General features: G+C 71.4%; 19 protein-coding genes. 15 read left to right on the top strand and 4 right to left on the bottom strand.

What is annotated here, in order from left to right:
• The first annotated feature begins 55 nt into the window (after positions 1–55).
• Positions 56–685: a 5'-methylthioadenosine/S-adenosylhomocysteine nucleosidase gene (locus G5B31_RS05775; protein WP_165014446.1), complete on the top strand. Its 630-nt coding sequence runs from the start codon at positions 56–58 to the stop codon at positions 683–685.
• 19 nt (positions 686–704) lie between these two features.
• Here G5B31_RS05775 and paaK read toward each other — a convergent pair whose 3' ends face one another.
• Positions 705–2,030 carry a phenylacetate--CoA ligase PaaK gene (gene paaK / locus G5B31_RS05770; RefSeq protein WP_165014444.1) on the bottom strand — a complete coding sequence of 442 codons (1,326 nt, stop codon included), beginning with the start codon at positions 2,028–2,030 and terminating at the stop codon, positions 705–707.
• A gap of 213 nt (positions 2,031–2,243) precedes the next feature.
• Between paaK and G5B31_RS05765 the strand changes: the two genes are divergently transcribed.
• From G5B31_RS05765 to G5B31_RS05755, 3 genes are read left to right on the top strand one after another with little or no spacing between them, the layout of a single operon-like run.
• Complete coding sequence (locus tag G5B31_RS05765; protein ID WP_165014873.1) at positions 2,244–3,230, top strand: efflux RND transporter periplasmic adaptor subunit; 987 nt, start codon at positions 2,244–2,246, stop codon at positions 3,228–3,230.
• Positions 3,223–6,417 carry an efflux RND transporter permease subunit gene (locus G5B31_RS05760; RefSeq protein WP_165014442.1) on the top strand — a complete coding sequence of 1,065 codons (3,195 nt, stop codon included), beginning with the start codon at positions 3,223–3,225 and terminating at the stop codon, positions 6,415–6,417. Before G5B31_RS05765 ends, G5B31_RS05760 begins: the two co-directional genes overlap by 8 nt.
• Positions 6,418–6,439: 22 nt before the next feature.
• The gene (locus tag G5B31_RS05755) at positions 6,440–6,643 is read left to right on the top strand and encodes a DUF2892 domain-containing protein (protein ID WP_165014440.1); all 204 of its coding nucleotides are present in this window, start codon (positions 6,440–6,442) and stop codon (positions 6,641–6,643) included.
• A 66-nt stretch (positions 6,644–6,709) separates the two neighbouring features.
• Here G5B31_RS05755 and G5B31_RS05750 read toward each other — a convergent pair whose 3' ends face one another.
• The 3 genes from G5B31_RS05750 to G5B31_RS05740 all read right to left on the bottom strand — a co-directional run bounded on the left by G5B31_RS05750 (position 6,710) and on the right by G5B31_RS05740 (position 9,206).
• Positions 6,710–7,183 (bottom strand): gluconokinase, encoded by a 474-nt coding sequence (locus G5B31_RS05750; protein WP_165014438.1) that lies wholly within the window; start codon positions 7,181–7,183, stop codon positions 6,710–6,712.
• 3 nt (positions 7,184–7,186) lie between these two features.
• Positions 7,187–8,062 carry a DMT family transporter gene (locus tag G5B31_RS05745; RefSeq protein WP_240904296.1) on the bottom strand — a complete coding sequence of 292 codons (876 nt, stop codon included), beginning with the start codon at positions 8,060–8,062 and terminating at the stop codon, positions 7,187–7,189.
• A gap of 259 nt (positions 8,063–8,321) precedes the next feature.
• Complete coding sequence (locus tag G5B31_RS05740) at positions 8,322–9,206, bottom strand: LysR family transcriptional regulator (RefSeq protein WP_165014437.1); 885 nt, start codon at positions 9,204–9,206, stop codon at positions 8,322–8,324.
• A gap of 562 nt (positions 9,207–9,768) precedes the next feature.
• Here G5B31_RS05740 and ffh point away from each other — a divergent pair.
• From ffh to trmD, 11 genes are read left to right on the top strand one after another with little or no spacing between them, the layout of a single operon-like run.
• Entirely contained in the window at positions 9,769–11,280 is a 1,512-nt protein-coding gene (gene ffh / locus G5B31_RS05735) for a signal recognition particle protein (RefSeq protein ID WP_165014436.1), read from the top strand.
• Positions 11,277–11,819 (top strand): GNAT family N-acetyltransferase, encoded by a 543-nt coding sequence (locus G5B31_RS05730; RefSeq protein ID WP_165014435.1) that lies wholly within the window; start codon positions 11,277–11,279, stop codon positions 11,817–11,819. Before ffh ends, G5B31_RS05730 begins: the two co-directional genes overlap by 4 nt.
• On the top strand, positions 11,816–12,337 hold the full coding sequence (locus G5B31_RS05725) for a GNAT family N-acetyltransferase (RefSeq protein ID WP_165014434.1): 522 nt from the start codon (positions 11,816–11,818) through the stop codon (positions 12,335–12,337). Before G5B31_RS05730 ends, G5B31_RS05725 begins: the two co-directional genes overlap by 4 nt.
• Entirely contained in the window at positions 12,334–12,864 is a 531-nt protein-coding gene (locus G5B31_RS05720) for a GNAT family N-acetyltransferase (RefSeq protein ID WP_165014433.1), read from the top strand. Before G5B31_RS05725 ends, G5B31_RS05720 begins: the two co-directional genes overlap by 4 nt.
• A complete protein-coding gene (locus tag G5B31_RS05715; RefSeq protein WP_165014432.1) occupies positions 12,861–13,451 on the top strand; it encodes a GNAT family N-acetyltransferase in 591 nt (196 codons plus the stop codon). The genes G5B31_RS05720 and G5B31_RS05715 overlap by 4 nt, the downstream gene beginning before the upstream one ends.
• Positions 13,451–13,744 (top strand): chorismate mutase, encoded by a 294-nt coding sequence (locus tag G5B31_RS05710; RefSeq protein WP_394352114.1) that lies wholly within the window; start codon positions 13,451–13,453, stop codon positions 13,742–13,744. Before G5B31_RS05715 ends, G5B31_RS05710 begins: the two co-directional genes overlap by 1 nt.
• Before the next feature lie 44 nt (positions 13,745–13,788).
• The gene (rpsP, locus tag G5B31_RS05705) at positions 13,789–14,142 is read left to right on the top strand and encodes a 30S ribosomal protein S16 (RefSeq protein WP_165014431.1); all 354 of its coding nucleotides are present in this window, start codon (positions 13,789–13,791) and stop codon (positions 14,140–14,142) included.
• Positions 14,142–14,306: a hypothetical protein gene (locus tag G5B31_RS05700; RefSeq protein WP_165014430.1), complete on the top strand. Its 165-nt coding sequence runs from the start codon at positions 14,142–14,144 to the stop codon at positions 14,304–14,306. Before rpsP ends, G5B31_RS05700 begins: the two co-directional genes overlap by 1 nt.
• A complete protein-coding gene (gene rimM / locus G5B31_RS05695; protein ID WP_165014429.1) occupies positions 14,303–14,809 on the top strand; it encodes a ribosome maturation factor RimM in 507 nt (168 codons plus the stop codon). The genes G5B31_RS05700 and rimM overlap by 4 nt, the downstream gene beginning before the upstream one ends.
• Before the next feature lie 57 nt (positions 14,810–14,866).
• Positions 14,867–15,796 carry a hypothetical protein gene (locus G5B31_RS05690; RefSeq protein WP_165014428.1) on the top strand — a complete coding sequence of 310 codons (930 nt, stop codon included), beginning with the start codon at positions 14,867–14,869 and terminating at the stop codon, positions 15,794–15,796.
• A 40-nt stretch (positions 15,797–15,836) separates the two neighbouring features.
• Positions 15,837–16,658, top strand: a complete 822-nt coding sequence (gene trmD, locus G5B31_RS05685; RefSeq protein WP_165014427.1) for a tRNA (guanosine(37)-N1)-methyltransferase TrmD — start codon at positions 15,837–15,839, stop codon at positions 16,656–16,658.
• The last annotated feature ends 117 nt before the right edge of the window (positions 16,659–16,775 follow it).

Raw genomic sequence — 16,775 nt, 5'->3', positions numbered from 1 at the left:
TCGGCGCCCGGCCGGCCGACCGGCGCAGGGGCGCCCGCGGCAAGGATGAGGTCCCATGATCCCAACAGCAGACCTGATCGCCGGTATCCCGGTCCTCTTCGCGATGGCGGCCGAGGCGGAATACGGGCCCGCGCTGCGGGCGCGCATCGCGCCGCTGATGACCGGGGTCGGGCCGGTGGAGGGGGCGGTGACGCTGGCCGCGGCGCTGGCGGAGATGCCGCAGCGGCCGCGGCTGATCGTCTCGCTGGGGTCGGCGGGGTCGCGCCGGCTGGTGCAGGCGCAGGTCTATCAGGTCTCCGGCGTGGCCTATCGCGACATGGATGCCTCGGCCCTGGGGTTCCGGCCGGGGTGCACGCCCTTCTTGGACCTGCCGGCCCGGATCGACCTGCCGCATCGCATTCCCGGCCTGCCCGCCGCCAGCCTGTCCACCGGGGCGAACATCGTCAGCGGCCCGGCCTACGACCGGATCGCCGAGGAGATGGTGGATATGGAGACCTTCGCCCATCTGCGGGCGGCGCAGCGGTTCGGCATTCCGCTGATCGGCCTGCGCGGCATCTCGGACGGGGTCGAAGAGCTGCGGCAGCTGACCGACTGGACGCAATACCTGCATGTCATCGACGAGAGGCTCGCGGCGGCGGTCGATGCCCTGCGGAATGCGATCGGAGAGGGGACCTTGGCCCTTTGAGGCCGGTGCTGGCCCTTGGCTAGTCCTTCGGCCGCAGGTCCAGGATGCGCTTCGCCTTGCCCTCGGACCGCGGCACCGCGCCCGGCTCCAGCACCCGCACCTCGGCGGTCAGGCCGATCACGCTTTTCACCCGATGCGCCAGGTCGCGGGCCGAGGCTGCGCGGGCCTCCTCGGACGCGAAGGCGGGCTTGGCCTCGGCCAGAACGGCCATCCGGTCCATCCGGCCGGGGCGGGTCAGCTCGATCCGGAAATGCGGGGCGAGGCCGGGGCAGGACAGCAGCAGCTCCTCGATCTGGGTCGGGAAGACGTTCACCCCGCGCAGGATGATCATGTCGTCGGTGCGGCCGGTCACCCGCGCCATCCGCCGCATCGGCCGGCTGTCCCCGGGCAGCAGCCGGGTCAGGTCGCGGGTGCGGTAGCGCACCATCGGCAGGCCTTCCTTGGTCAGCGTGGTCAGCACCAGCTCTCCCCAGTCGCCATCGGGCAGCACGGCGCCGGTCTCCGGGTCGATGATCTCGGGGTAGAAATGGTCTTCCCAGATCGTCATGCCGCCGTCGCGCGGGTCGTCGGCGCATTCGACCGAGACGCCGGGGCCGATGATCTCGGACAAGCCGTAAAGGTCGTAGGCGCGGATGCCGAAGGCGCCCTCGATCTCGTCGCGCATCGAGGGGGTCCAGGGTTCCGCCCCGAACATGCCGATCTCCAGCGAGGATCGGGCCGGGTCCAGCCCCCGGCGGCGGAATTCGTCGATCACCGACAGCATGTAGCTGGGCGTGCCGAAGATCAGCCGCGGGCGGAAGTCGTCGATCAGGGTGACCTGCCGCTCGGTCATGCCGCCGGAGACCGGCACCACGGTGCAGCCCAGCTTCTCGGCGCCGGAATGATAGCCGAGGCCGCCGGTGAAAAGCCCGTAGCCGAAGGAATTGTGCACCATGTCGCCGGGCCGCCCGCCCGCGGCGCGGATCGAGCGGGCCATGACATCGGCCCAGATCTCCAGGTCGCGGGCGGTGTAGCCCACCACCGTCGGCCGGCCGGTGGTGCCCGAGGAGGCGTGCAGCCGCAGGATGCGCTCGCGCGGGACGGCGAAGAGGCCGAAGGGATAGCCCTCGCGCAGGTCCGCCTTGGTGGTGAAGGGGAAGCGCGCCAGGTCGGACAGGTCCTTCAGGTCGTCGGGATGCGCGCCCGCCGCCCTGAACCGCGCCTGCTGAATGGGGTTGTTGTCCCAGGCATGGCGCAGGCTGCGGCGCAGCCGGTCCAGTTGCAGGGCGCGCAGCGCGTCGAGCGAGGCGTTCTCCACCTCGTCCCGGTCGAGGGGGCGTTCGGGGGCGAGGGGCTGGTGGTGCATCGGGTCACTCATTGAACGTCTCGGGGGCGCTGCCCTTCGTGGGGATGCGGTCAGATTATGGCAAATTTTCGGTCCGAACCCGGGCGAAATTCGGGGCGCCCCTGCGGCATATGGCCGGGAAAGCGCCGATCCATCCTTTACAAATGCAATAATGTGAATATATGCAGGTGGACCAATGATCGCCGGGGGACAAGGGATATGGCGCGCGCGACGATGGGCCGGGTGATTCTGCTGGCGCTGGCGCTGGTGCTGGCTGCGCCGCACATGGCGCGGGCCGAGCTGCTGGAGGTCCGGCCGGTGCAGTTGACCGACTGGAAGGCGGTCTTCGGCCGGGTCGAGGCGCGCGACCGCCTGCCGGCGCGGGCGCGGCTGGGGGGCACCCTGACCGAACTGGCGGTGAAGGAGGGCGACCTGGTCGAGGCCGGCGCGGTGCTGGCCCGGATCACCGACCAGAAGCTGGAGTTCCAGCTGTCCGCCATCGACGCGCAGAAGGACTCGCTGGCCGCGCAACTGGCCAATGCCGAGGCCGAGCTGAAGCGGGGCGAGGACCTGCTGGCCCGCGGCGTCACCACCGTGCAGCGGATGGACGCGCTGCGGACGCAGGTCGATGTGATCAAGGGCCAGATCGCCGCGGTGGAGGCCGAGCGGCGGGTGGTGGAGCAGCAGGCGGCCGAAGGCGCGGTGCTGGCCCCGGCGGCGGGCCGGGTGCTGGAGGTGCCGGTGGCCGCGGGCGCGGTGGTGATGCCGGGCGAGGTGGTCGTCACCTTGGGCGGCGGCGGCATCTTCCTGCGCCTCGCGGTGCCCGAACGCCATGCCGCCACCCTGGCCGAGGGCGACGCCATCCGCATCGAAGGCCCCGCCGGCCCGCAGGAGGGGCGGCTGGAGCGCATCTATCCGATGATCGAGAACGGCCGCGTCGTCGCCGATGTCGCCGTCCCCGGCCTGCCCGAGGATTTCGTCGATGCCCGGGTGCTGGTCCGCCTTCCCATCGCCAGCCGCAGCGCGCTTGTGGTGCCGGAAACCGCGCTGATCCGCCGCTCGGGCCTCGATTTCGTTGCCGTGGCCGAGGGCGATGCCCTGACGCTGCGCGCCGTGGTGCCGGGCAGCCGCGAGGTGATCGACGGCGTGGCGGTGGTGGAAATCCTCTCCGGCCTGATCCCCGGCGACCGGGTGGAGACCGATGGGGCGGGGCATGACTGATTCTTCCCACCCCCTCGGCATCGCCGGCGGCCTGACCCGGGCCTTCATCGCCTCGGCGCTGACGCCGCTCTTCATCCTTGCCGCGCTGGCCGCCGGCCTCGTCTCGCTGGTCAGCCTGCCGCGCGAGGAGGAGCCGCAGATTTCCGTCCCGATGGTCGACATCCATGTGCAGGCGCAGGGCCTGCGGGCCGAGGATGCGGTCAAGCTGGTGACCGAGCCGCTGGAGATCATCGTCAAGGGCATCAACGGGGTGGAGCACGTCTACAGCAACACCCGCGACGATGCGGCGATGGTGACGGCGCGCTACGAGGTCGGCACCAGGTCCGAGGACGCCATCCTGCGGGTGCACGAGAAGCTGCGCGCCAATATGGACCGGATGCCGCTCGGCATCGGCGAACCCTTGGTGATCGGCCGCGGCATCGACGACGTGGCGATCCTGTCGCTGACGCTTTCGGCTGCCCCGGGGCAGGAGGTCACGGCCAACGACCTGACCCGGCTGGCGCGGGTGTTGCAGGCGGAACTGGCGAAGGTGGACGAGGTCGGGCTGACCTATCTGGTGGGCGAGGCGCCCGAGGCGATCCGCATCGCGCCCGACCCCGACCGGCTGGCGCTTTACGGCATCACGCTGCAACAGCTGGCGGGCAAGGTGGCGCAGGCCAACCGCACCCTGAACACCGGACGCTTGCGCGACGGCGGCGGGCAGGTCGATCTGGTCGCCGGCCAGACCCTGCAGGCCCCGGCCGAGGTGGCGGGCCTGTTGCTGACCGCCCGCGACGGGCGGCCGGTCTATGTGGCCGACGTGGCCGAGGTCTCCTTCGTTCCCGACACCTCGGACCATATCGTCCGGCGGGTGGAGAAGGACGCCGAAGGCGCGATCCACGACAGCCCGGCGGTGACGCTGGCCATCGCCAAGCGGGCCGGGGCCAATGCGGTGGTGGTGGCCGAAGAGGTGCTGCACCGGCTGCATGCGCTGGAGGAGGGGCTGATCCCCGATACGGTGCAGGTCTCCGTCACCCGCGACTACGGCGAGACGGCGAACGAGAAGGCCAACGAGTTGCTGTTCCACCTCGGCCTGGCGACGGTCTCGATCATCGCCTTGGTCTGGCTGGCCATCGGCCGGCGCGAGGCGCTGGTGGTCGCCATCGTCATCCCGGTGACGATCCTGCTGACGCTCTTCGCCGCGCAGGTGATGGGCTACACGCTGAACCGGGTTTCCCTGTTCGCGCTGATCTTCTCGATCGGCATCCTGGTGGACGATGCCATCGTGGTGATCGAGAACATCGCCCGCCACTGGGGGATGCAGGATGGCCGCTCGCGCCGCGACGCCGCCATCGCCGCGGTGGCCGAGGTCGGCAACCCCACCATCGTCGCCACGCTGACGGTGGTGGCGGCGCTGCTGCCGATGCTGTTCGTCAGCGGCATGATGGGCCCCTACATGTCGCCGATCCCGGCCAATGCCTCGGCGGCGATGATCTTCTCCTTCTTCGTGGCGGTGATCATCACCCCCTGGCTGATGGTCAGGATCGCCGGGCGGGCGAAGCTGGCCCATGGCGACCACGCGGCGGGCGGCGTCCTCGGCCGCGCCTATGCCGCGGTCGCCCGCCCGGTGCTGCGCAGCCGCGGCCGGGCGCTGGCCTTCCTGCTGGCGACGGTGGTGCTGTCCTTCGGCTCGCTCGGCGCGCTTTACACCCGCGACGTGACGGTGAAGCTGCTCCCGTTCGACAACAAATCCGAACTCGCGGTGATGATCGACCTGCCCGAGGGCGCCGCGGTCGAGGCCACCGACCGGGTGGCGCAGGACGTGGCCCGCGCGGTGCTGGCGCTGCCCGAGGTGCTGTCGGTGCAGACCCACGCCGGCACCCCCGCGCCCTTCGACTTCAACGGCCTCGTCCGCCACAGCTTCAACCGGGCCGAGCCTCAGCTGGGCGAGGTCTCGGTGCTGCTGGCGCCCAAGCACGACCGCGACCGCAGCAGCCATGCCATCGCGCTGGACCTGCGCCAGCGGCTGGACGGGCTGGCCCTACCCGAGGGCACCAGCCTGAAGGTGGTGGAGCCGCCGCCCGGCCCCCCCGTGCTGGCCACCCTGCTGGCCGAGGTCTACGGCCCGACGCCCGAGGCGAGGCGGGAAGCGGCGGCGAAGATCCGCGCCGCCTTCGAGAGCGTGCCCTTCATCGTCGACGTGGACGACAGCTTCGGGCAACAGGCAAGGCGGCTGCGGCTGGTGCTGTCCACCGACCAGCTGGAATTCTTCGGGGTGCAGGAACAGGATGTCTTCGACACCATCGCCATCCTGAACGGCGGCCAGGTGCTCGGCTATTCCCACCGCGGCGGCGGCCGGCACCCGATCCCCTTGCAGCTTTCGCTGCCCAAGGGCGCGAAGGTGCTGGACGAAGGCTTGTTGACCACGCCAATCCCGGCCAACACCCTGCCGGGCGCGCGGGGGGTGGTGGAACTGGGCGACGTGGTGACGGTGGCGGAGGAGCTGTCCTCCTACCCCGTCTTCCGCCACAACGGCCGCGCCGCCGAGATGGTGACGGCGGAACTGGCCGGCGATTTCGAGGCGCCGCTCTACGGGATGCTGGCGGTGGGCGAGGCGCTTTCGGCGATGGACTGGCCCGAGGGCGCGCCGGTGATCGCGCTGCACGGCCAGCCCGAGGACGAAAGCCATGTCACCCTCTTGTGGGACGGCGAATGGGAGGTGACCTGGGTCACCTTCCGCGACATGGGCGCGGCCTTCGGGGTGGCGCTGCTGGGGATCTACATCCTTGTCGTGGCGCAGTTCGGGTCGTTCCGGCTGCCCTTGGTGATCCTGACGCCGATCCCGCTGACCTTCCTCGGCATCATCTTCGGCCACTGGGCCTTCGGTGCACCGTTCTCGGCCACCTCGATGATCGGCTTCATCGCGCTGGCGGGGATCATCGTGCGCAACTCGATCCTGCTGGTGGACTTCATCCGCCATGCCACCCCGCCGGGCGCCCGCCCCTCTGTGGACACGCTGATCGAGGCCGGGTCGATCCGGTTCAAGCCGATCCTCTTGACCGCCATCGCCGCGATGATCGGGGCGGTGGTGATCCTGGCGGACCCGATCTTCCAGGGCCTCGCCCTTTCGCTGCTGTTCGGACTGCTGACTTCAACCCTGCTGACGGTGCTGGTGATCCCCGCGATCTACCGGGTCTTCCGCAGCTGACCCCTCAGGAAAGGACCCTGACATGAACCTCGACCGCTCCGTCACCCTCTTCGCCGGCATCATGGTGCTGGTCTCGGTCGCGCTGACCCTCTGGGTCTCGCCGCTGTTCGTCTGGCTGACCGTCTTCGTCGGCGCGAACCTGATCCAGTCGTCCTTCACCGGCTTCTGCCCGGCGGCCATCGTTTTCCGCAAGCTGGGCATCAAGTCGGGCTGCGCGTTCCAGTAACGGTTTCGCTCGTCGTGCGCCTTCGGCTTCTCCTCGCGAGGAGCGTCGAAGACGCCGACGAGACCCTCACAGCCGCGCCAGCGCCTCGGCCAGCAGCGCCTCCGGCGGCAGCCGGGCGTCCAGCGTGAGCGCTTCGTCGGGGCCGGGCGGCTCCAGCGTTTCATACTGGCTGTCCAGCAGGCTGGCCGGCATGAAATGCCCGCGCCGCGCCGCCATCCGCGCCGCGATCGCCTCCTTCGGTGCGGCGAGGTGCAGGAAGCGCACCCCGCCCGCCTCCCGCAGCCGGTCGCGGTAGGCGCGCCGCAGCGCCGAGCAGGCCACCACCACCGGCGCCCGGTCGCGCAGCACCGCGGCCACGCGGTCCAGCCAGGGCGCCCGGTCGGCATCGGTCAACGCCTCGCCCCGCGCCATCTTCGCCCGGTTGGCGGGCGGGTGCAGGTCGTCGGCATCGACAAAATCGGCCCCGAGGCGCTCGGCCAAAGCCTCCCCCAGCGTGGTCTTGCCGCAGCCCGAGACGCCCATCACCACCAGCCGCAGCATCGCCTAGTCCTTCAACAGCAGCGCCAGCGCGGCGCAGGTCAGCACCACGCCAAAGGCCACCAGCGCCGGCGGCCAGCTGCCATGCAGCGCCAGTTCCCACAGGATCACCCAGGAGGGCACCAGATAGGTATAGGCCATCACCTTCGCCGCCGGCAGCCGCAGCGAGGCGAACTGCACCAGCCAGGTGGTCGAGGCGGTGGCGGCGATGGAGACATAGGCCAGCGTGATCCAGACGATGCCGGGCAGGGCGGCCCAGTCGGTGTCCCGCAGCGCGGGCGCGGCCCAGAGGGCCAGCACCACCGTCCCCCCGGCCATGGTCAGGAAGGTGGACACGATGGCGCTTTCGCCGCGGTTCAGCCGGCGGACCAGCGCGGCATAGGCGGCATGGGCGGCGCAGCCCCAGAAATAGATCGCCTCGCCCCGGCCGATCTCCAGCCGCATCAGCGCGCCGAGGTCGCCGCGGAAGATCACCCACAGCGCCCCGGCGGCGCCGAGCGCCAGCGCCAGCGCCATCCGCGCGGTGGTGCGCTGGCGCAGGAACAGCCAGCCGAAGCCCGCCGCCATCACCGGCGTCAGGGTGAAGACGGCGGCGGTGGGCACGGCGGCGGCGGTCTTCAGCCCCTCGAACATCAGCACGAAATAGGCGGCCATCAGGCCCCCGAGCACCGCCCACCGCCAGGGCGCGTTGGTGGCCGCGGCCCGGGTGCCGCCCGCCGTCCGCGCCACCCCGGCCAGGATGCCGGCGGCGATGGCGAAGCGCAGCGCCGACAGCACCGCCGGATCGACATGCGGCGCGGCCATGGCGCCGAGCGAGAACGACCCGGCGACGAGGGCCGAGAAGGCCAACATGGCGGCATGGCCCTGCCGGGATCGCGTCATTGCAGGCGGCCTTCGGAGAATCGCGATGCGGGTCCCTTGGCGAAGGCCATCGCCTTCGCCACAGCGCACCATCGCAACCCTCCCGGCCGGGCCCCAAAGGCCCGGCCAGCGCCCGGCCCGGCGGGCGCTACTCGCCCGCCGGGCCGGGCGCTGGCCTCACAGGGTCTCTCGCCGGGATGTCTCCGGGTGAACCGCTGCGCACGGGCGAGGGCGAGGCAGTGCCTCGCCTTCTTCCGCCCGAAACCGCCGCCGCCTCGCTTCAGTTGCACAGCCGCCAGCCCTTCGCCGCGTCTTTCAGATGCGCGAGGAAGGCCTGCACCTTGCGGGTGCGGTGCAGGTCGACATGGGTCACCAGCCAGAGCGGCGATTCCCACTCCGGCCGCGGCGCCATCACCTCGACGAGGGACTCGTCGCCATGGGCGCGGAAGGCCGAGAGGAAGCCGATCCCCGCCCCCTGCCGCAGCGCCTGCTCCATCGCCTGCGGCTCGCCGGTGCGGAAGGTCAGCGCGGTCTCCGGCACCCTTTCGCGCAGCCAGCGGTAGAACGGCGCCCGCGCCGCCTCGCTGTCGGCGACGATGAAATGGTGCGCGGCAAGGTCGTCCTCGGTCGCCGGCAGGCCGTGGGCCTCGGCATAGCTGCGGGCGGCGTAGAGGCCGGTCCTGATCCGCACCAGCGGCTGCACCACGTTGTCCGGTTCCTCCGGCGCCGACCCGGCGCGGATCGCCACATGCGCCTCGCCATAGTCCAGCCGGAACAGCCGCATGTCGGTCAGGAAGCGCACCACCAGCTGCGGATGCTGGGCCTGGAACTCGGCCAGCACCGGCACCAGCAGGTCGGCGATCCCGGCGATGGAGGTGACGATCAGCTCGCCCTGCACCGTCTCGCCATGGCCCTTGATGCGGTTGGCCAGCTGGACGAACTGCTCGTCCGCCGCCTGCGCCACCGTCAGCAGGTCGCGCCCCGCCTCGGTGGGGGTATAGCCGCGGGCGTGGCGCTGGAACAGCTTCACCCCCAGCCGGGCCTCCAGCGCGTCGATGTGGCGGATGACGGTGGCGTGATGCACCCCCAGCACCTCCGCAGCGCCCGAGACCGTCCCCAGGCGCGCCACCTGATAGGCGGTGCGCAGCTCGTCCCAGTTCTGCATGGTTCCTCCCTGTGCGCTGCCGCACATCTGAATCCGCCGCGGCGGGAAAGGCAAGGGGGAGGGAGCGCGGCAGCGAGGTCCGCCCCGGCCCTCACTGGCGAAGGCGCGTGCCTTCGCCACGGCGCACCGCTTCCCCTTGTCCGGCCGGGCCTCAAAGGCCCGGCCAGCGCCCGCCCCGCCCTCGGCGGGCGCTTCTCGCCCGCCGGGTCGGGCGCTGGCCTCTCCGGGTTCAGGGCTGACCGGTTTCCGGGTGCAGCCGCCGCGCACGGGCGGGGCGAGGCAGTGCCTCGCCTTCTCCCGCCCGCCCCTACGGTCCGGTCAGCAGGCTCCGAACGGCCGATGCATTGCTCGGGCCGCCCCGCCATCGGGCGGCATGTGCCTTGACTCCCGCCCCCGCCCGGCGTATCGCCCGAGCCAATTCCCCGGAGGCCCAGGCTTCCGGTCCCATGGGCATTGCCCGGGATCGCCATCCGTCAGCGCGTCGCGCCCACGGGTGCCTTCCGGCTTTGCAGACGGGAACCGCCGCCCCATATCGGGGCAAACCGCAAGATGAGGTGACGCGATGTTCGAAAGCCTGTCAGAACGCCTCGGCGGCGTCTTCGACCGCCTGACCAAGGCCGGCGCGCTGACCGAGGCCGATGTCGTCACTGCCCTGCGCGAGGTGCGGGTGGCGCTGCTGGAAGCCGACGTCTCCTTGCCGGTCGCGCGCGACTTCATCAAGCGGGTGCAGGAAAAGGCCACCGGCTCGGCCGTCACCAAATCCATCACCCCAGGCCAGATGGTGGTCAAGTTCGTCCATGACGAGCTGACCCGGGTGCTGAAGGGCGACGGTCCCGCCGAGGCGCTGAAGATCGACAACCCGCCCGCCGCGATCCTGATGGTCGGCCTGCAGGGCTCGGGCAAGACCACGACCACGGCCAAGCTGGCCAAGCGGCTGAAGGAGAAGAACGGCAAGAAGGTGCTTCTCGCCTCGCTCGACACCAACCGCCCGGCGGCGATGGAGCAGCTTGCCATTCTCGGCACCCAGATCGGGGTGGACAGCCTGCCCATCGTCAAGGGCGAGACCGCGGTGCAGATCGCGAAGCGGGCGAAGACGCAGGCCAGCCTCGGCGGCTACGACGTGCTGTTCCTCGACACCGCCGGTCGGCTCCACATCGACGATGTATTGATGGACGAGGTCCAGGCGGTGCGCGACATCGCCGTTCCGCGCGAGACGCTGCTGGTGGTCGACGGCCTGACCGGGCAGGACGCGGTGAACGTGGCCTCGGAATTCGACGGCAAGGTCGGCATCTCCGGCGTCGTCCTGACCCGGATGGACGGCGACGGCCGCGGCGGTGCGGCGCTGTCGATGCGGGCGGTGACCGGCAAGCCGATCCGCTTCGTCGGCCTCGGCGAGAAGATGGACGCCATCGAGCCCTTCGACCCCGAGCGCGTCGCGGGCCGCATCCTCGGCATGGGCGACATCGTGGCGCTGGTCGAGAAGGCGCAGGAGACCTTCGAGGCCGAGCAGGCCGAGCGGATGGCCCGGCGCTTCTCCAAGGGCCTGTTCAACATGAACGACCTGCGGATGCAGCTGGAGCAGATGCTGAAGATGGGCGGGATGCAGGGCCTTATGGGGATGCTGCCCGGCATGGGCGGCATGGCCAAGAAGGCCGAGGAGGCCGGCTTCAACGACCGGATGCTGCGCCGGCAGATCGCGCTGATCAACTCGATGACCAAGCGCGAGCGGGCCAACCCAGACATGCTGCAGGCCAGCCGCAAGAAGCGGATCGCCGCCGGGGCGGGGCTGGACGTGTCCGACCTGAACAAGCTGCTGAAGCAGCACAAGCAGATGGCCGACATGATGAAGAAGTTCGGCAAGGGCGGCGGGATGAAGCAGATGATCCGCCAGATGATGGGGAAGGGCGGGATGCCCGACCCGTCGAAGATGTCGCCCGAGCAGCTGGCCGAGGCGGCCAAGGGGATGCAGCAGGGCCTGGGCGGCATGGGCGGCGGGATGCCCCCGGGCATGGGCGGCCTGCCGCGCGGCATCACCCTGCCCGCGGGGCTTTCGGGGCTGATGAAGAAGAAATGACTTGGCGTCTGGCGCAGGATGATGACGGCTGCCCGGTCCTTGAGACCGCGCGCCTGCGCCTGCGCAAGCCGACCATGGCCGACATCGAGCCGAGCTTCCGCTTCTGGTCCTCCGACCGTTCCCGCCTGATGGGCGGGCCGTGGACGATGGAGAAGCTGCGTGCGGAAACGCAGGGCCTGCTGGACCAATGGGCGAAGCAAGGCTTCGGCCTCTTCACCGTCACCCGTCCTGGGTCGGACGAAGGCATCGGCGGCATCGGTCCCTTCTTCCCCGACACCCACCCCGAGCCGGAACTGGGGTGGAGCCTGTGGAACCCGCAGGACGAGGGCCGGGGCCTTGCGCACGAGGCCGCCGCGGCGGCCCGCGACTGGTTCTTCGCCACCTCCGGCCACCGCACCGCGGTCAGCCATACCGATCCGCAGAACCACCGCTCGCACCGGCTTTGCGAAAGGCTGGGCGGCGTGGTCGATCCCGACGCGCCGCATCCCTACGGCGACGAGCCGAACCTGGCCTACCGCTACTTCGGGGGCACCGCATGATCGCCCTGTCCGGTATCCCGGTGATCGAGACCGGACGGTTGCGCCTGCGCGCGCCGCGGCTGGCGGACTTCGACCATTGGGCGGAGTATTTCGCCTCGCCCCGCTCGGTGCACGAGGGCGGGCCGAAGGACCGATATGCCGCCTGGCAGCATTGGGCCGCCGATGTCGCCCTTTGGGTGCTGAAAGGCTACGGCCCCTTCGGCGTCGATGACCGCGCGACCGGTGCCTATATGGGCGAGGTCGGCATCTACCACGGCGAGGGCTATCCGGCCCCGGAACTCGGCTGGTTCGTGGTGCCCGCCGCGGAAGGCCGCGGCATCGCGCTGGAGGCCGCCCATGCCGTGCTGGGCTGGGTCCGCCAGACCTTCGACTGGCCCCATATCACCAATATCATCGAGCCCGCCAACACCCGCTCCATCGCCCTCGGCCTGCGGCTGGGGGGCGTGATCGACCCCGCGCTGCCCGGCATCGACCCCGGCGACGTGGTGATCCGGCACGACCTGCGGGGTGCCGCATGATCGCCCTGTCCGGCATCCCGGTGATCGAGACCGAACGGCTGCGCCTGCGCGGGCCGGAGCCTGCGGATTTCGAGCCTTTCGCCGCCTTCATGGCCAGCCCCCGCTCCGCCCGCGTCGGCGGGCCGGTCTCGCGCGCGCAGGCCTGGCGGTCCTTCGGGCATCTGGCCGGCCACTGGCTGATGCGCGGCTATTCGATGTTCGTCCTGGCCGACCGCGCCAGCGGCGCGCCGCTCGGCATGGCCGGCCCCTGGTTCCCCGAGGGCTGGCCCGAGCCGGAGATCGGCTGGTCGATCTGGGCGCCCGAGGCCGAGGGCAAGGGCCTGGCGCATGAGGCCGCGCTGGCCGCCCGCCGCTTCGCCTACGATAGCCTCGGCTGGACCACCGCGATTTCGCTGATCGTCGAGGGCAATGCCCGCTCCGAGGCATTGGCCCGCCGGATGGGCTGCATCCACGAGGGCGAGTTCACCCACGAAAGCCTGGGCGGCAGCCGGATCTTCCGCCACCCCGGCCCGGAGGCCCTGGCATGACCCGCGCCCCGCACGAGACCCCGATCCCCGGCCCTGCCGCCGATTTCGCCGCCGCGCTGTCGGCGCATCTGCCGGTGCTGGAGACCGAACGTCTGCGCCTGCGCGCGCCGCGGCTGGCGGATTTCGACGCCTGGGCGGAAATCTTCTGCGGCCCGGCCGGCCCCGACCTGGGCGGCCCCTTCACCCGGGACGAGGCCTTCACCGAATTCGCCGCCACCGTCGGCACCTGGCTCCTGCGCGGCCACGGCCCCTGGGCGGTGGAGCCGCTCGCGGGCGGCGATGCCCTCGGCTTCGCGCTGATCGGGTTCGAGCCGGGGGACCGCGAGCCGGAACTCGGCTGGCTGTTCCGCCCCTCCGCGCAGGGACAGGGCCTGGCGCAGGAGGCCGCCGCTGCCGCGCTGGCCCATGCCCGTGCGCTGAACCTGCCCGGGCTGGTCAGCTATGTCGCCACGGGCAATGAACGCTCGGCCCGGCTGGCGCAGCGGCTGGGGGCGACGGCGGAAAGCGAGGAGGACGGCGCGATGCTGTTCCGCCACGCCATGGCCGGGGAATCCCGCAAGGACACGCAGACCGGAGGAGCCGACTGATGGACGCCGCGACCAGAGCCGCCAGCCTTCTGCTGGAACACCGCGCCTCGATCGACCGGCTGGACGCCATCCTCGTCTTCACGCTGGCCGAAAGGTTCAAGCGCACCCAGGCCGTGGGCAAGCTCAAGGCCGAACACGCCCTTCCGCCGTCGGACCCGGCGCGCGAAGCCCGGCAGATCGAAAGGTTGCAGCGCCTGGCCGAAGAGGCCGACCTCGACCCGGAGTTCGCCCGGAAATTCCTGAACTTCATCATCAGTGAAGTGATCCGACACCACGAAAGTTTCCAGAAGTAGGGCGGGGTTCCCCGTCCAAACCAGCCATCCAAAGGAGAAAACCCATGGCTATGAAAATCCGTCTCGCCCGCGGCGGCTCGAAGAAGCGCCCGTTCTACTCGATCGTCGCCTCCGACTCGCGCATGCCGCGCGACGGCCGCTTCATCGAGAAGCTGGGCACCTACAACCCGCTGCTGGCCAAGGACGACGAGAAGCGCGTCGTGATGAACCTGGAGCGCGTGCAGCACTGGCTGTCGCAGGGCGCCCAGCCGACCGACCGCGTGGCCCGCTTCCTGGAAGCCGCCGGCGCCCGTCCGAAGACCGAACGGTCGAACCCCAAGGCCGCCGTCCCCGGCAAGGCCATGGCCGAGCGCGCCGCCAAGAAGGCCGCCCGTTCCGCGGCGCCCGCCGAGGAATGATGATCCCCGGCCTGGGCCTCGTCCGGCGCACGATCACGCTTGCCCTCTGCGGCGCCGCCTTCTGGGCGGGGCTGAAGATCGGGCAGGCGGGGCAGGCGGATGCCTGCCTCGATGCCGGCGGGGCCTGGGACCGGCGCGGCTTCTGCAACGGGGTTGCACCATGAGCGAAGAGCGCGTCTGCGTCGGCGCCATCGCCGGGGCCTTCGGGGTCCAGGGCGAGGTGCGGCTGAAAAGCTTCTGCACCGAGGCCAGCGACATCGCCTCCTACGGCCCGCTGTGGACGAAGGACGGCAGCCGCAGCTTCACGGTCAGGCTGACCCGCCCGGTCGCGGGCGGCCTCGGCGCCCGGCTTTCGGGCGTCGCCACCAAGGAGGAGGCCGATGCCCTGAAGGGCACCGAGCTTTACGCCGACCGCGCCCGGCTGCCCAAGCTGCCGGACGACGAGTTCTACCATGCCGACCTGATCGGCCTGCGGGTGCGCGATACTGGCGGCGCCGAGATCGGCACGGTGACGGCCGTGCACAATCATGGGGCGGGCGATATTCTCGAAATTCGCCTGAATGGTCCCAAATCCGCCCTTCTTCTGCCATTTACGGTTGCAACGGTCCCGACTGTGGATGTTGCAGGTGGTTCGATGGTCGTCGACGTGCCCGAGGGGCTGGACTGACAGCCGCTTCCCTCGGGCCGGGCGGCCAGGCCCCTGCCCGGGTTGGAGAGGGATCGGATGGCCATTCGGGCAAGACTGCTGCAGGCGGCGACGGCGCTGCTGTATTTCGGGCCGCTCCTGGCCGGGCTGTCCGGCTACGGCTGGGCCATGCTGCCGCCCTTCGTCTCGCTCTTCGTGTTCTGGCTGGTGCTGTTGCGCCCGCATCACTGGCCGCAGCGCAACCGCGACTGGCTGGACCCGCAGATGCTGCTCTCGGCGTTGACCCAGGTGCTGACGCAGGTCCTGCTGGTCGCCGTGCTGTTCGGCATCGGCCGCGGCATCGGCGGCGTCACCGGCCACCTGCCGATGCTGCACCCCTTCCTGCCGCTGGCGGTGTCCTTCCTGGCGGTGCCGGTCTCGCGGCTGGTCTGGAACGGCGAGAGCGCGCTGGCCCGCGGACTGACGCTGGACCGGGCGCTGAAGCCCGGGCCCGCGACGCCCCGGCAGCCTCCCCATGCCAGCCCCGAGGAGGAGGTGGCACCGCTCCTCGCCCTTGCCGGTGACGCGCCGCTGGCCGAGGTCGGCCCGCTGCTGGACGACGTGCTGGACGAAGCCGACGCCTGGCAGCGGCTGGCGCTTCTGGCCGATGCGCTGGAGGCCGCGCCGTCCCGCCACGCCGCGCTGCGCGAGGCGATGATGATCTGGGCGACCGAGCCCGAGCGTTTCGCCGCCAACACCACCCCCACCGCGATGCGCGCCGCCTTCCGCGCCGCGGGGACCGACCGGGCCGCGCTGCGCCTGCTGCTGCCGCGCGCCGCGGCGCTGGCCCGGATGCTGCCCGACCGCCAGCCGCAATTCCCCGACCGCGCCGCGCTGGAGGCGCTGGCCGCCGGCGGCCTGCCCGGCCAGCTGGCCGCCGACCACGCCGCGCTGATGGGTGCGCTCGGCCACCGCGCCGCGCCGCGGGCCAAGGTCCGTCCCCGGATCGGAACCCTGCTGCCGACCTAGCCCCCTTGATGCCGGGCCGGAATCCCCGGATAACCCGGCCATGACCGATCCCGCCGCCCCTCCGAAGCCGAAAAGCCACGGCCGCCTGTCGATCGGCGCCAGCCTGACGCCGCGCGACCTGATGGCAGGGCCGCCGCGCCTGCAGGGCGCCTTCGAGGCACGGGTGATCACGCTGTTCCCCGAGGCCTTCCCCGGCACGCTCGGCCTGTCGCTGACCGGCAAGGCGCTGGACAGTGGCCTCTGGCGGCTGACGCCCATCCCGCTGCGCGACTTCGGCCAGGGCCGCCACCGCAATGTCGACGATACCCCGGCCGGCGGCGGCGCCGGCATGGTGCTGCGCGCCGATGTCGTGGATGCCGCGCTGGCCGCCGCGATGCAGGGCGCGCCGGAGGACCGGGCGCTCTGGCCCGTCCTCTATCTTTCCCCGCGCGGGCAGCGCTTCGACCAGCCGATGGCCCGTCGCCTGGCCGCCTGCCGCGGCCTCACCCTGCTCTGCGGCCGGTTCGAGGGGGTGGACCAGCGCGTCCTCGACGCCCGCGGCATCGAGGAGGTCTCCTTGGGCGATTTCGTCCTGACCGGCGGCGAGATCGCCGCGCAGGCGATGCTGGACGCGGTGGTGCGGCTTCTGCCCGGCGTCCTCGGCAATGCCGCCTCGACCGAAGAGGAAAGCTTCTCCGACGGCCTGCTGGAACACCCGCAGTTCACCCGCCCGCAGGTCTGGGAAGGCCGGGAAATTCCCGCGGTGCTGACCGGCGGCAACCATGCCGAGATCGCCCGCTGGCGCCGCGCGCTGTCCGAGGCGCTGACGGCCGAGCGCCGCCCCGACCTCTGGGCCGCGCATCGGGCCCGCAAGGGCAGCTGAAGGCCCCACGCCGCGCTTGACCCGGGCCCCCGCCCGCCCTATACGCCCCCGGTCCGGGGCCATCAGGCCGCCGGACCCGATTCCCTTTGCCTGCCCGCCTTCTTCGGCGGGGCCACC

Source organism: Rhodobacter sp. SGA-6-6 (genome assembly GCF_011043545.1).
In the GTDB taxonomy this organism is placed as follows: Bacteria; Pseudomonadota; Alphaproteobacteria; order Rhodobacterales; family Rhodobacteraceae; genus Pseudogemmobacter.
Note: the sequence above shows the minus strand (reverse complement) of the source record. Positions and strands in the feature narration are given on the sequence as shown.

Coding starts and splice junctions, on each gene's coding strand:
- G5B31_RS05775 (WP_165014446.1), top strand. CDS start 56: ATGATCCCAACAGCAGACCTGATCGCCGGTATCCCGGTCCTCTTCGCG.
- paaK (WP_165014444.1), bottom strand. CDS start 2,030: ATGCACCACCAGCCCCTCGCCCCCGAACGCCCCCTCGACCGGGACGAG.
- G5B31_RS05765 (WP_165014873.1), top strand. CDS start 2,244: ATGGGCCGGGTGATTCTGCTGGCGCTGGCGCTGGTGCTGGCTGCGCCG.
- G5B31_RS05760 (WP_165014442.1), top strand. CDS start 3,223: ATGACTGATTCTTCCCACCCCCTCGGCATCGCCGGCGGCCTGACCCGG.
- G5B31_RS05755 (WP_165014440.1), top strand. CDS start 6,440: ATGAACCTCGACCGCTCCGTCACCCTCTTCGCCGGCATCATGGTGCTG.
- G5B31_RS05750 (WP_165014438.1), bottom strand. CDS start 7,183: ATGCTGCGGCTGGTGGTGATGGGCGTCTCGGGCTGCGGCAAGACCACG.
- G5B31_RS05745 (WP_240904296.1), bottom strand. CDS start 8,062: ATGACGCGATCCCGGCAGGGCCATGCCGCCATGTTGGCCTTCTCGGCC.
- G5B31_RS05740 (WP_165014437.1), bottom strand. CDS start 9,206: ATGCAGAACTGGGACGAGCTGCGCACCGCCTATCAGGTGGCGCGCCTG.
- ffh (WP_165014436.1), top strand. CDS start 9,769: ATGTTCGAAAGCCTGTCAGAACGCCTCGGCGGCGTCTTCGACCGCCTG.
- G5B31_RS05730 (WP_165014435.1), top strand. CDS start 11,277: ATGACTTGGCGTCTGGCGCAGGATGATGACGGCTGCCCGGTCCTTGAG.
- G5B31_RS05725 (WP_165014434.1), top strand. CDS start 11,816: ATGATCGCCCTGTCCGGTATCCCGGTGATCGAGACCGGACGGTTGCGC.
- G5B31_RS05720 (WP_165014433.1), top strand. CDS start 12,334: ATGATCGCCCTGTCCGGCATCCCGGTGATCGAGACCGAACGGCTGCGC.
- G5B31_RS05715 (WP_165014432.1), top strand. CDS start 12,861: ATGACCCGCGCCCCGCACGAGACCCCGATCCCCGGCCCTGCCGCCGAT.
- G5B31_RS05710 (WP_394352114.1), top strand. CDS start 13,451: ATGGACGCCGCGACCAGAGCCGCCAGCCTTCTGCTGGAACACCGCGCC.
- rpsP (WP_165014431.1), top strand. CDS start 13,789: ATGGCTATGAAAATCCGTCTCGCCCGCGGCGGCTCGAAGAAGCGCCCG.
- G5B31_RS05700 (WP_165014430.1), top strand. CDS start 14,142: ATGATCCCCGGCCTGGGCCTCGTCCGGCGCACGATCACGCTTGCCCTC.
- rimM (WP_165014429.1), top strand. CDS start 14,303: ATGAGCGAAGAGCGCGTCTGCGTCGGCGCCATCGCCGGGGCCTTCGGG.
- G5B31_RS05690 (WP_165014428.1), top strand. CDS start 14,867: ATGGCCATTCGGGCAAGACTGCTGCAGGCGGCGACGGCGCTGCTGTAT.
- trmD (WP_165014427.1), top strand. CDS start 15,837: ATGACCGATCCCGCCGCCCCTCCGAAGCCGAAAAGCCACGGCCGCCTG.